Consider the following 12,314-nt stretch of genomic DNA (forward strand, 5'->3'; position numbering starts at 1 on the left):
AAACCCTGAAAAACGAATTATCTTTGACAATTATTCCTCTTTCACTCTCATGACGCGCATCGCGTTGGCAACAGCGATCAGCGTGACGCCTACATCTGAAAAGACCGCTTCCCACATGGTGGCGAATCCGAATGCGCCAAGCAGGAGAAAAATGATTTTTACGCCTAAAGCAAATCCGATGTTCTGCCAGACGATCCGGCGTGTGCGGCGTGCAATCCGGATAGCTTCGGCTGCTTTTGACGGCTGGTCTGTCATCAAGACGACATCGGCCGCTTCGACGGCGGCATCAGAGCCGAGAGCCCCCATGGCAGCTCCGATGTCAGCTCTGGCAAGCACAGGCGTATCATTAATCCCGTCACCGACAAACATCAGTTTTTCATTCGGTGAAAGCACCGCTTCAAGTTCTTCGACGCGGTCTACCTTGTCACCCGGCAAAAGCTCTGTGTACACGTCATCAATACCGAGCTCTCGGCCGACAGCTTCTCCGGTCTGCTTGGAATCACCCGTCAGCATCACTGTCCGCTTCACGCCGAGCGCTTTTAAATTGGCAATGGCCTGTTTGGCGTCCTCTTTGATTTCGTCGGCGATCACGATCGCCCCCGCATACTGCTGATCAACGGCGACATAGACGACGGTTCCGTTATTTTCAGCTGTACCGAAAGCGATTTGTTCTTTTGCCATCAGTTTTTGATTTCCGGCCAAAATCGTTGATCCGCCGGTTTTCACCCGAATGCCGTGTCCGGGTATTTCTTCATATTCTTCAATCTCGTCTGCCGCGAGCGGTTGATTGTAAGCTTCACGGATGGAAGAAGCAATCGGATGATTGGAATGGGCTTCTGCGAGCGCGGCCGCATGAAGCAGGCTGTCATTTGTAAACCCTGCCGCCGGTTTGATATCAGTAACGGCGAAATTGCCTTTCGTTAAGGTTCCCGTTTTATCAAACACGGCGTATGCCACCTGATTGAGCGCTTCTAAATAGTTGCTGCCTTTCACGAGCACCCCTGCTTTAGACGCAGCTCCGATACCGCCGAAAAACCCGAGCGGAATGGAGACGACGAGTGCGCACGGACAAGAAATCACAAGGAAAATCAGCGCGCGGTACACCCAGTCGGATAGTGCGGCTGAAGGCACGAGAAGCGGCGGTAAAAAGGCGAGAAGCACCGCAACAATGACAACGGCCGGTGTATAGTACTTGGCAAACTTCGTAATAAAGTTTTCCGTTTTCGCTTTACGTCCGGCCGCATTTTCGACCAGATCCAATATTTTTGACACGGCAGAGTCTTCATATCCTTTAGAGGTTTCAATATGCAGCACGCCGTTCTGATTCATAAATCCGGCCATCACATCTTGCCCCGGCTCCGCTTTTCTCGGCACAGATTCGCCCGTTAAAGCGGATGTATCAACCATCGAAGAACCGCTCAGCACCTTTCCGTCCAGCGGAATCCGTTCTCCGGGATTCACGACGATGACCTGTCCGACTTTGACGTCCTGCGGCGGAACGGCAGTCATGCCGTTTTCCGTTTTCACATTGGCGTACTCAGGACGGATGTCCAATAACGCGCTGATCGATTTTCTGGATCGGCTGACGGCCGCTCCCTGAAACAATTCACCGATTTGGTAGAACAGCATGACCGCGACGCCTTCCGGATACTGATGAATTACAAATGCGCCGATCGTGGCAAGCGCCATCAGAAAATGCTCATCAAATACCTGGCCGCGGACAATGTTTTTTCCCGCTCTGGCTACGATATCGCCGCCGATGATCAAATATGAAGCAAAAAAGAGCAGAAACTCAAGGACGGCGCCCGTGTGCGCGAAGTAAGCGATGACGGCCAAAACGGCTCCCGCTGCCAATCTCACTAACATCAGCTGCAGCTTTTTGCGGTACTCATCCTCGCCGGGTTTGTCTTCATGTTTCGCACGGACGGTCACATGAGGATCAATGGACTTTACTTTTTTCGCAACCTCATCTTTCATCCATTGCTCGTTTTTGCCGCCGGCTGAGACCGTGATGGTGCTTGCCGCAAAATTGACAGCACAGCCGTCGATGCCGTCAATGGCTTTTACGCCGTTTTCTATTTTTTTTGCACAGTTGCTGCAATCAAGTCCGTCTAATACAAATTCACCTTTGGCTGCTTTCATTTTCGACTCACCCTACTTTCCGTAATAGGATTCCCATAACATCAATACAGCTAAACGATTTTATATATATGAACATATACTCATATATTTGTTTTCTCTATTATATGCAGGCTTTGAATAAAGTGTCAATAAAAAAGACAAAACAGGCCTCAGCCCATTTTGTCTTTTTTCACCTTCTGTAAACGCAAAGCATTAAGCACGACCGATACTGAGCTGAACGCCATGGCAGCGCCTGCCACCCATGGGGCCAGAAAGCCGGACGCCGCAATCGGAATGCCGATGCTGTTGTATCCCAATGCCCAGCCTAAATTCTGCTTGATGTTTCTCATGGTCAGCCTGCTCATGCCGATGGCGTCGGCAATGCCGTTCAGGTCACCGCGGATCAGCGTAATATCCGCCGCTTCCATTGCGATATCTGTGCCGGTGCCGATGGCCATTCCGATATCGGCCACAACCAGCGCCGGAGCATCATTGATGCCGTCACCGACCATTGCCACACGCCTGCCTTCTTTTTGCAGCCGGGAAATTTCCGCCGCCTTTTGTTCGGGAAGCACTTCGGCGATCACGCTGCCGATACCCGCGGCTTTTGCAATGGCCTCCGCGGTCTTTTTGTTGTCACCGGTCATCATGATGACGTCAAGCCCCATATCATTCAGACGTTTCACCGCGGCCGGAGATGTTTCTTTGATTGTATCGGCGACTGCGATAAGCCCCGCCGCTTTGCCGTCTGCCGCAATAAGCATTACCGTTTTCCCTTCCGCCTCCAAGCGGGCCATGTGCGGAAGCAGCGCCTCATGTTCAATGTGTTCTGATTCCATCAGCCGTCTTGATCCGGCAAGAATCGTTCTGCCGTCAGCCTCGGCGTATATTCCGGAACCGATCCGGGCTTGGAACCGGGTGATTTTCGGGATGGCAATCCCCCGTTTTTCGGCTCCTGACACGATGGCTTCTCCAAGCGGGTGCTCTGATCCCGTTTCGGCGGCCGCCGCCAGCCGCAGGAGTTCCTCTTCGTTCATTCCCTCTGCCGGTACGGCATCTGTCAGAACCGGTCTGCCGTTTGTCACCGTTCCTGTTTTATCCAGTACGATTGTCGTCAGACGCTGGGTCTTTTCTAAATGCTCACCGCCTTTAAAAAGAATGCCGAATTCAGCTGCGCGGCCGGAGCCCGCCATAATGCTCGTCGGAGTGGCGAGCCCGAGTGCGCACGGACAGGCAATAACAAGCACGGCGATGAATTTGCCGATCGCTTCAGAAAACTGTCCCGGCGCCGCCCATACATACCAAATGAGAAAAGTCAGCACGGCCAGCCCCAGCACAATCGGGACGAAAATGCCTGAAATGTGATCCGCGAGCCGCTGAATGGGGGCTTTTGATCCTTGGGCTTCTTCTACGATTTTAATAATGTGTGCAAGCGCGGTATCTTTCCCGACATTCACCGCTCTGATTTTGAGAAAGCCGTTTGCATTGATCGTCGCCCCGGTGACAGTGCTTCCGGGAGACTTATCGACAGGCATGCTCTCTCCCGTAATCATCGATTCATCAATCGCGGAATGGCCCTCAATCACTTCGCCATCGACAGGGACGCGTTCTCCCGGTTTCACATATACGATGTCCCCCGTCCGGACCTCGTCAATCGGAATCACCTGTACCTTCCCTTCCCGCTCAACCGCCGCCGTCTTCGCCTGAAGCTTCATTAACTTTTTAATCGCTTCTGATGAGCGGCCTTTCGCTTTCATCTCTAAAAGCTTTCCAAGCAAAATCAAAGTCAGCAAAATGGCGCTCGTTTCATAATAAAGCCCCTCAACATGTCCGTCTCGTCCGAGAGACGCAATCGTCATGTACAGGCTGTATGCGTAAGCGGCCGTCGTTCCGAGCGCAACGAGAACATCCATATTGGCGCTTTTGTTTCTCAGCGCCTTGTACGCTCCCATATAAAAAGGCCAGCCGATGACGAGCTGCACCGGGGTGGCAAGCGCGAATTGCAGCCACGGATTCATCAGGATATCCGGCATCCAGATAAAAGAAGTAAAAGAAAAATGGCTGACCATCGACCATAGAAGCGGAAAGGAGAGAACGGCAGAAAATATCAGTCTGATCAGCTGTTTTCGCTGCTCTTTCTCCTTTTGGGAAAATCCGCCGTCTCCATCAACCGCTTTCTTCTCGTCTAATCTGTAGCCGAGTTTTGCCACGGTCTCTTTCAGCTCTTTCGGTGTCACCTCTTTCGGATTGTATTCAACGGTGACCGTTTCCAGGGCGAAATTCACCGGTGCGCTGTCAACTCCCCCTATTTTGTTCAGGCGCTTTTCAATCCGGTTGGCGCAAGCGGCGCATGTCATGCCTTCAATCTGAAAATCGGCTTTTTCCGTCACGACATGATAGCCGAGTTTTTCAATTTTTTCTTTTATGGCGCCAGCTTCAATTTTGTCAGGCTGATAAGAAATATTTGAGGTCTCAAGCGCAAGATTGACGGAAGCGTCATTGACGCCGTCCATCCGCTTCAGCCCTTTTTCAATTCTTGAAGCGCAGGCGGCGCATGTCATGCCCCCCACTTGAATGGTCATTTCTTTCGGTTCACTCAATGTCCTCATCTCTCTCCATAAACCCCAGGGGGGTATAAATTTGATAAAAGAAAACCGCGCCCGTTTCCGCAGCGCGATAAATCCTATACGACGTCATAACCTTGATCTTCAATCGCGTCTTTTATATCTGATACGGAGACTTTGTTCTCATCAAACGTCACATCCACCTGTCCGGCTTCCAATTTCACCTGAACCGCCGTCACTCCGTTCAGTTCTCCTACTCCGGTCTCTACCGCTTTGACACAGTGCTGACAGGACATGCCTTCGACTTGCAGTGTTTTTTGTTCCATGATGATTCCCTCCACGTCTTGTTTTTTCTTCTTCATGTTACCATACCCCTGTAGGGTATTTCAAAACATTTTATTTTACGATTTTGCGATTTTTTTCACAACATCAAGCAGCTCGGCAATCGCCTGCTCCCCGTTTCCGCTTTCAATGGCGCCGGCTACGCAGTGATGGGCATGATCTTCCAGCAGATGAAACGCGACTTTCTGCATGGCCGCCTGTACGGCTGAAATCTGCACGAGAATATCCACGCAGTATCGTTCGTTATCCACCATATTCTGAATGCCCCTGACTTGGCCTTCAATCCGTTTCAGCCGGTTCAGGATCTGGTCTTTTTCTTTGGCGCTTTTATGATTTAACGATTGATGCTCGGTATGTTTGTCCATTTTCCACCTCGGTTTTTTCTTCGTTATCTTCATTATACAGACTTGAAAATCCGGTGTAAAAAATTTTCAACACACAAGTTTTACCAGTACTCCCGCGGGGTATATAATGTTATCACATATCATGAGGGGGAAGTTCATTGAAAACGATACAGGTTGGCATATTGGGATATGGTTTGTCGGGCAAAGTTTTTCATGCGCCGCTTTTGGACGTCCTTGATGATTATCAGATCAAAAAAGTCATGACCTCCAGAACGGAGGAGGTCAAACGTGATCTGCCGGGGGCTGAAGTCGTGCGGGCGATTGAAGACATTACCGGTGATCCTGACATTGACCTCGTCATTGTTACGACACCGAGCGGAATGCATTATGAATCAGCGATGAAATGTCTCCTGGCGGGAAAACACACCGTCGTGGAAAAACCGATGACGGCGACTTCAGCAGAAGCGGAGGAACTGAGAAGAACGGCTGAAGATAAAGGCGTCTTACTGAGCGTGTACCACAACCGGCGGTGGGACAATGACTTTTTAACAATACAAAAGCTGATTCGGGACGGGGCGCTTCAAGACATTCATACATATCAAGTCAACTACGATCTGTACAATCCGGTTGTACAAGAAAGATGGCGCGAAAAAAACGGACCCGCCACGGGAACGCTGTATGATCTCGGTTCACATATTATTGACCAGACACTTCTGCTTTTCGGAATGCCGGAATCCGTCACCGCACATGTGATGAAGCAGCGGGACAATAGTGAAACTGTTGATTGTTTTCTGGCCGCGCTCCATTACGGCAAGCTTCAGGTCATTCTTCAATCCGGCTCCATGAATGCGGCAAGCGGCCCGCGCTATCAGATTCACGGACGGAATGCAAGCTTTATCAAATACGGAATGGACGGACAGGAAGACGCGCTTTCAGCGGGCAAAAAGCCGGTTGACGACAGCTGGGGCGCCGATGATCCTGACAACTTCGGAGAGCTGACAACCGCAGCGGATGAAAAAAGGCATACAGAAACAATCCCCTCTGAGAACGGCTCTTACCTTACGTACTACAAACTGCTGGCAGACAGCATCTTAAACGGAAAACCGCTTCCCGTTACGGCAAAAGAAGGCATCGATGTCATCCGTGTCATTGAAGCGGCGATGAGAAGCAGCGAACAAAAACGGACGATTGCCCTTTAATATAAAAAACCTCCCAGCCGTACGGCGGGGAGGTTTTTTTAAGATCAGAATGATTTTCCGGCTTCTTTCGCGCGGGCAATCGCATCTTCTTTAATTTGCTGTGCTTTATTCGGTTCAGCATTATGGCCTTCAACGATTAATCCGTCGAAAGAAGGAACGCCGAAGAAGTTCATCATGATGCCGATGTAACGGTGGCCCATTTCCATGTCAGCCGCCGGCCCTTCAGAGTAATAGCCTCCGCGCGCCTGAATGTGGAGCGCTTTTTTGTCAGTCAACAGACCGATCGGGCCTTGCTCTGTATATTTGAATGATTTTCCGGCTACAGCCACAGAATCAAGGTACGCTTTCATAACAGGCGGGAATGAGAAGTTCCAAAGCGGTGTGACGAATACGTATTTGTCAGCTGACGCGAATTGATCGCTCAGCTCGTTCAGACGGCCGACTTTCGCTTTTTCGTTTTCAGAAAGCTCTTCAAAACCTGTGCCGGATTGAAGTTTTCCCCAGCCGCTGAATACATCCGCGTCGATATGAGGGATGTTCTCTTTGTAAAGGTCGATATGTACAACCTCATCATTCGGGTTTGATTCTTTATAAGAATCGATAAACGCTTTTCCTGTCGCCATGCTGTAAGATGTCTTTTCATCATGAGGATGAGCAGTGATATAAAGTACTTTTGCCATTGTAAACAGCCCTTTCGTTTTCAGATTACACACACATTTATTATGAAATATGAATGTTTTTTTATACTGATCAGTTCTGTAATAATTATAGTTACAAAAAAATCATTTAGCAACAATAATATCTTGAAATCAGTATATTTTTTTAAAAAAGGCTGTAATGACGGGAATGGCAAGCAGCAGAAAAAGCAGAAACCTCAGTTTCTGCTCAAAATCGGATTGGGTCTGCAGGCCGGAATATCCAATCCGAGATTCCCCCGCAGTGTATCGGCCGGATAGCTTTTTCGGTACAGCCCCTTTTCCTGGAGGATCGGTATGACATGATCCACAAAGGCTTCAAGCATGCCCGGGATGTCAGAGTGAATGATAAACCCGTCCGCCGCTTCCCGCTGAAACCATGTTTCAATTAATGACGCCACACGTTCCGGTGTGCCGATAAAATGGGTTCGCGGAAACGCGGCTTCGCGCGCCACTTGACGCAGCGTAAGATTCCGGGCTTTCGCCTCTCTTTTGATACGGTCTGTCGTGCTTTGAAACGCGTTTTTCCCGACGTCGCCCAAATCAGGAAACGGCTCATCCAATGGAAACCGGCTCAGATCATAATCGTCAAAAAATCTGGCCACATACTTAACAGCGTTCTCTATGGGAATCAGCTCGGCGAATTCTTGGTATTTCGCTTCTGCTTCTTCTTGTGAGCCGGCTATAATCGGACTGATTCCCGGAAAGATCCGCAGCTTGGAAGCGTCCCGGCCGTAATCCGCCGCCCGCTTCTTCACATCATCATAAAAAGCCTTCGTTTCCTCAAGTGAATTGGAGTGCGTAAAGACTGCATCTGCATTCCTCGCGGCAAACGACCGGCCGGTTTCTGAAGACCCCGCTTGGAAAACGACCGGCTCTCCCTGTTTGGACCGGCCGATATTCAGCGGACCCTCCACTTGAAAATACTCGCCTTTGTGATACAGGCGATGCAGTTTGTCAGGGTCAAAAAATTGCCCGGTTTCTTTGTTGCGGACGAAGGCATCTTCTTCCCAGGAATTCCACAGACCGCGCACCACGTCCACATGTTCCTGGGCGATGGCGTAGCGCCGGCTGTGGTCGGGAAGGTTTTCCTTGCTGTGATTGCGCGCAGCCCCCGCCTGCGGAGAAGTGACGAGATTCCAGCCCGCCCGGCCGCCGCTGATATGGTCAAGAGACATGAGCTGTCTTGCGATGGTGAACGGCTCAGTGAACGATGTGGAAAATGTGCCGATTAAACCAAGATGGGTTGTAGAGGCGGCAAGCGCCGATAAAATAGTGATCGGCTCAAACCGATTTAAGAAATGCGGGATGGACTTTTCAGAAATGAACAAGCCGTCCGCAATAAAAGCAAAGCTGAACAGCCCTCTTTCAGCAGTCTGCGCTTTTTGCCTGTAAAACGCCGCATTCGTGCTTGCTGTCGGATCGGCGTCGGGATGACGCCAGCCGTCCGTTGTGCCGCCGACACCGTGAATCATGGCTCCGAATTGAATAAGATCCGTCCGGCTCATTTTCTCTCCCCCTTTTTCCCCTCATAATCGGCAAGCGCCCGTTCTACATGTTCAATGCCGACTTGAGTAACGGCCTGATACGCACGGCTGTCACCGCTGCCGATTTCAACGACGGGGACATGACGGATGCCGTATTTCGTCTGCAGCACGTCACGCAATTCGTCCCGCTCCGTCACATCAATTGTTTCGTACGCAATGGCCTTTTCCCGCAAATATCCTTTCACTTTATCGCAATAGGAACAGCCCTGTTTGCTCCAGACCACTACGTTTACTTCATGACTCATGTTCATCCCTCCTATAATTGTGGGGCCGGCTGCACCGCTTCGCTTAACAGCCGATAAGACAATCGTTTTTCCTCAGCATTTTTAATAGGCGACAAAATCACAAAATCAGTAATGCTGTATTGAACCGATAATCGTCTCAGCTCGGCGGCTGTCTCTTCTTTTGTCCCGGCAATCACACCCGTCTTTTGTGTAATCAGCTTATACGGCTGCGTGACTTGTTCAAGAAACGCTTTCGCTTGTTCCCGGGAACCGACATTCACCTTTTTGCCGTCTTCGAGAATGATTTTGACCGACTCACGCGATACCACGTGTTTTTCAGCTTCTGCTTTTGTATGCGCGGTAAATACCATCGGCGCAAGGTGAAATTCCGCCTTCGACCCTTTCGGCAGATGCTCGTCAAAGGCGTGGCGCGCTTTTTCTAACGCAGCCTCTTCACCGTTTATGAAATAGGCGAAAACGAAGGAAATGCCGAGTTTGGCCGCGGATATCGCGCTTTCCGCGCTGCCGCCGAGCAAAAAGATGTCAGGCGCATACTCAGTATGCGGCGCCGGACGCAATGACGCGTAGCGGTGCGAGTCTGGAAAATCATTTCGGATGAAATGAGTCAGCTCCTCAAGCTTTTCTTCAAACAAACGGGCGGGCTGGATAAGCTCCCGCTGCAGCGCATCGGTTGACAGCTGAAATCCGCCGGGCGCTTTGCCGACACCGAGCGCCACACGGCCGGGAGCAAGGGCGGACAGTACCCGGAACTGCTCCGCCACTTTATAAGGACTGTAATGCTGCAGCATCACCCCGCCGGACGCGAGGCGGATTTTTTTCGTACTTGCGGCAAGATACCCCAGGACAATTTCCGGCGCTGATCCCGCTATCTCTTCATTGTTATGATGCTCCGCCGCCCAGAAACGGTCATATCCGTATTGTTCGGCCTCCTGAGCCAATTTCACCGTTTGCCGCAAGGCTTCTTCTGCGGTTTGGTTTTCCGCGGTGACACTTTGGTCCAAAATGCTTAAACGAATCATACGACAGGCTCCTTTATGCGCTCTTTTATGTCATAACCGTAATCAGGCAGCACGCGGCGGAGGAACTTCTTCGTTCTTTCTTTTTTCGTCTTGTAAAAGACTTCCTCAGGCGTTCCTTGTTCCACGATTGCTCCTTCATCCATAAGCACAATTCGGTCGGACACTCTTCTGGCGAATTCCATCTCATGTGTGACAATGATCATGGTGGCGCCGGTCCGCACAATGTTAAGCATCACCTCGAGCACCTCGCCGACAAGCTCCGGATCGAGGGCTGCGGTCGGTTCGTCAAACAGCATGACATCAGGATGAATGGCAAGCGCCCGGGCAATCCCGACCCGCTGCTTTTGGCCTCCCGACAGTTGATTCGGATAGGCGTGCAATTTATCTTGGAGCCCCACCTTGGCCAGTTCCCGCTCGGCAATGGCGTACGCATCTGGTTTTTTCATTTTCCTTGCGACCGTCAGACCTTCCATGACATTTTGAATCGCCGTTTTATGCGAAAACAAATGATATTGCTGAAAAACCATCGCCGTCTGTTTCCTCAGTCTGAGAATGTCTTTTTTAGCAGGCTTTTTGCAGTTAATGACTTCACCGTGCAGCGAAATGGCGCCCTCATCCGGCCGCTCAAGTAAATTAAGGCAGCGCAGAAAAGTGGTTTTCCCGGAACCGCTCGGGCCGATGATGGTCACGACTTCTCCTTTCCGGACACTTAAATTGATCCCCTTTAACACGTGATGACTGCCAAAATGTTTTTGAATGTTTCGGATTTCGATCATAATGCGCCTCCTTGATATCTGGCTGCCCTTTTTTCCGCCAGACTGTTTACAGCTTCGAGAATCAGCGTTAATCCCCAATAAATCACGGCCGCCCCGATAAATGCTTCCAGAAACGCATAGTTATCGGATGCCGCAATCGTCGCCGTTCCTGTAATTTCAGGCACCGCAACAATGGCCGCGATGGAAGTGGTATGCAAAAAGCCGATGCCTATATTGGTGAAGTTCGGCAGCGATTTCATGAACGCCTGCGGCAGAACCACGCGCCGAATCATCTGTCCCCGCGTCAGGCCGATTGAATATGCCGCCTCCGCCTGCCCCGTATCGACGGCCATGATCCCGGATCGTAGAATTTCCGTCATATAAGCGCCTGCCGTTAATGACAGTGCCATGATGACAAACACGGCGACCGGAATCTGATTGGCCGACCAGCCGAGATGAAACGCGCGGCTGAATTGATCGGCAATCAGCGGAACCCCTAAATAAATCAGCATGATATGGAGAATTGCCGGGGTGCTGCGGAAAAAAGACACGTAAAACGCTGAGCAGGCCAGCAGCCATTTGATGCGGAATATACGCACCATGATATTGCCGAGAGCTATGAAAAATCCCGCAATAATCGGAATGACCGTCATTGCCAATGTAAGCGGAACGGTTTTCATCATTTGTTTGATCGCAGTGCCGATAAATGGAATGTCCAGCTCCACTGTTCTCCCTCCTTTTCAGCCGTGCGCGCTCATGTCAAAAACCGTCACAAGGCGCGTCTCATCTTTCTTGATTCGTTTTTCGGCCCATCTGAAGACACATTCAAATAAAAGGGCGGCCGCATAGTACAGAACAGAAAGCGAGATATACACTTCTAAAGAATGATTGCTCGATGTAATCAAGGTCTGTCCTCTGCCCGACATATCCATCACCCCGATCGAAAAAGCGAGTGATGTATCTTTTAAGAAACCGATCACCATATTCCCGATGTTGGGAAAGGCCTGCACAAGCGCCTGCGGCAGAATGATGCGCCGGAATGTCTGCTCCCCGTTCAGCCCGATGCTGAACGCCGCCTCCGCCTGCCCGCGGTCGACGCTGTTCACACCTCCCCTGATGATTTCGGCCGCTCTTGCCGCGCTGCTCAGCGCGTACGTGGCGATGGCCGCATACAAAGGGTCCATTTTGGAGGTATCAATTCCGGCGAGCGCCGTGAGCGCCGGAATACCGTAAAATACAATGAACAGCTGCACCATGATGGGCGTTCCTCTGAAAAAAGAGATATACAGCTTCGCAAACTGATTCAAAACGGGAATGCGATAGATGCGGGGCATCGCCAAAAGCAGCCCCAATAGAAAGCCGAACAGCAAAGACACCGCCAATATATACAGCGTGACGGGCAAATACCCGAGCAATGTCGGCACAAAGGATGAGATCATACTGATATCAAACGCTTTTTCCATTGCCGATCCCTCTCTTTTTC

General features: G+C 50.6%; 12 protein-coding genes. 1 reads left to right on the forward strand and 11 read right to left on the reverse strand.

Annotation, left to right across the window (positions count from 1 at the left end):
• Positions 1-30: 30 nt before the first annotated feature.
• From HWY38_RS01685 to csoR, 4 genes are all read right to left on the reverse strand, one after another.
• Positions 31-2,142 (reverse strand): heavy metal translocating P-type ATPase, encoded by a 2,112-nt coding sequence (locus tag HWY38_RS01685; RefSeq protein ID WP_224181133.1) that lies wholly within the window; start codon positions 2,140-2,142, stop codon positions 31-33.
• A gap of 149 nt (positions 2,143-2,291) precedes the next feature.
• Positions 2,292-4,721 (reverse strand): heavy metal translocating P-type ATPase, encoded by a 2,430-nt coding sequence (locus HWY38_RS01690; protein WP_224181134.1) that lies wholly within the window; start codon positions 4,719-4,721, stop codon positions 2,292-2,294.
• Between the two features lie 83 nt (positions 4,722-4,804).
• A complete protein-coding gene (gene copZ, locus HWY38_RS01695) occupies positions 4,805-5,011 on the reverse strand; it encodes a copper chaperone CopZ (protein WP_015240581.1) in 207 nt (68 codons plus the stop codon).
• Positions 5,012-5,086: 75 nt separating this feature from the next.
• Entirely contained in the window at positions 5,087-5,392 is a 306-nt protein-coding gene (csoR, locus tag HWY38_RS01700) for a copper-sensing transcriptional repressor CsoR (protein WP_003151723.1), read from the reverse strand.
• 137 nt (positions 5,393-5,529) lie between these two features.
• Here csoR and HWY38_RS01705 point away from each other — a divergent pair, with 137 nt between their 5' ends.
• On the forward strand, positions 5,530-6,570 hold the full coding sequence (locus tag HWY38_RS01705) for an oxidoreductase (protein ID WP_224181135.1): 1,041 nt from the start codon (positions 5,530-5,532) through the stop codon (positions 6,568-6,570).
• 44 nt (positions 6,571-6,614) lie between these two features.
• Here the strand turns inward: HWY38_RS01705 and azoRB are convergent, their stop codons facing one another.
• The 7 genes from azoRB to HWY38_RS01740 form a co-directional block, all read right to left on the reverse strand.
• Positions 6,615-7,250 carry an FMN-dependent NADH-azoreductase AzoRB gene (gene azoRB, locus HWY38_RS01710; RefSeq protein WP_003151719.1) on the reverse strand — a complete coding sequence of 212 codons (636 nt, stop codon included), beginning with the start codon at positions 7,248-7,250 and terminating at the stop codon, positions 6,615-6,617.
• Positions 7,251-7,444: 194 nt separating this feature from the next.
• Positions 7,445-8,773, reverse strand: a complete 1,329-nt coding sequence (locus tag HWY38_RS01715) for an LLM class flavin-dependent oxidoreductase (protein WP_224181136.1) — start codon at positions 8,771-8,773, stop codon at positions 7,445-7,447.
• Positions 8,770-9,057, reverse strand: coding sequence for a glutaredoxin family protein (locus HWY38_RS01720; RefSeq protein ID WP_224181137.1), 288 nt, complete (start codon positions 9,055-9,057; stop codon positions 8,770-8,772). The genes HWY38_RS01715 and HWY38_RS01720 overlap by 4 nt, the downstream gene beginning before the upstream one ends.
• Positions 9,058-9,068: 11 nt before the next feature.
• A complete protein-coding gene (locus HWY38_RS01725) occupies positions 9,069-10,076 on the reverse strand; it encodes an LLM class flavin-dependent oxidoreductase (protein ID WP_224181138.1) in 1,008 nt (335 codons plus the stop codon).
• On the reverse strand, positions 10,073-10,852 hold the full coding sequence (locus HWY38_RS01730) for an amino acid ABC transporter ATP-binding protein (RefSeq protein WP_224181139.1): 780 nt from the start codon (positions 10,850-10,852) through the stop codon (positions 10,073-10,075). Before HWY38_RS01730 ends, HWY38_RS01725 begins: the two co-directional genes overlap by 4 nt.
• Positions 10,849-11,556, reverse strand: coding sequence for an amino acid ABC transporter permease (locus tag HWY38_RS01735; RefSeq protein WP_224181140.1), 708 nt, complete (start codon positions 11,554-11,556; stop codon positions 10,849-10,851). Before HWY38_RS01735 ends, HWY38_RS01730 begins: the two co-directional genes overlap by 4 nt.
• Positions 11,557-11,571: 15 nt before the next feature.
• Complete coding sequence (locus HWY38_RS01740) at positions 11,572-12,294, reverse strand: amino acid ABC transporter permease (RefSeq protein ID WP_224181141.1); 723 nt, start codon at positions 12,292-12,294, stop codon at positions 11,572-11,574.
• Positions 12,295-12,314 lie beyond the last annotated feature (20 nt).

The organism is Bacillus sp. KS1 (genome assembly GCF_020075515.1).
GTDB lineage: Bacteria > Bacillota > Bacilli > Bacillales > Bacillaceae > Bacillus > Bacillus velezensis.

What these genes read in the sequence shown, in the direction of transcription:
- HWY38_RS01685 (WP_224181133.1), bottom strand. Translation starts at nt 2,142, where the DNA reads ATGAAAGCAGCCAAAGGTGAATTTGTATTAGACGGACTTGATTGCAGC.
- copZ (WP_015240581.1), bottom strand. Translation starts at nt 5,011, where the DNA reads ATGGAACAAAAAACACTGCAAGTCGAAGGCATGTCCTGTCAGCACTGT.
- csoR (WP_003151723.1), bottom strand. Translation starts at nt 5,392, where the DNA reads ATGGACAAACATACCGAGCATCAATCGTTAAATCATAAAAGCGCCAAA.
- azoRB (WP_003151719.1), bottom strand. Translation starts at nt 7,250, where the DNA reads ATGGCAAAAGTACTTTATATCACTGCTCATCCTCATGATGAAAAGACA.
- HWY38_RS01715 (WP_224181136.1), bottom strand. Translation starts at nt 8,773, where the DNA reads ATGAGCCGGACGGATCTTATTCAATTCGGAGCCATGATTCACGGTGTC.
- HWY38_RS01720 (WP_224181137.1), bottom strand. Translation starts at nt 9,057, where the DNA reads ATGAGTCATGAAGTAAACGTAGTGGTCTGGAGCAAACAGGGCTGTTCC.
- HWY38_RS01725 (WP_224181138.1), bottom strand. Translation starts at nt 10,076, where the DNA reads ATGATTCGTTTAAGCATTTTGGACCAAAGTGTCACCGCGGAAAACCAA.
- HWY38_RS01730 (WP_224181139.1), bottom strand. Translation starts at nt 10,852, where the DNA reads ATGATCGAAATCCGAAACATTCAAAAACATTTTGGCAGTCATCACGTG.
- HWY38_RS01740 (WP_224181141.1), bottom strand. Translation starts at nt 12,294, where the DNA reads ATGGAAAAAGCGTTTGATATCAGTATGATCTCATCCTTTGTGCCGACA.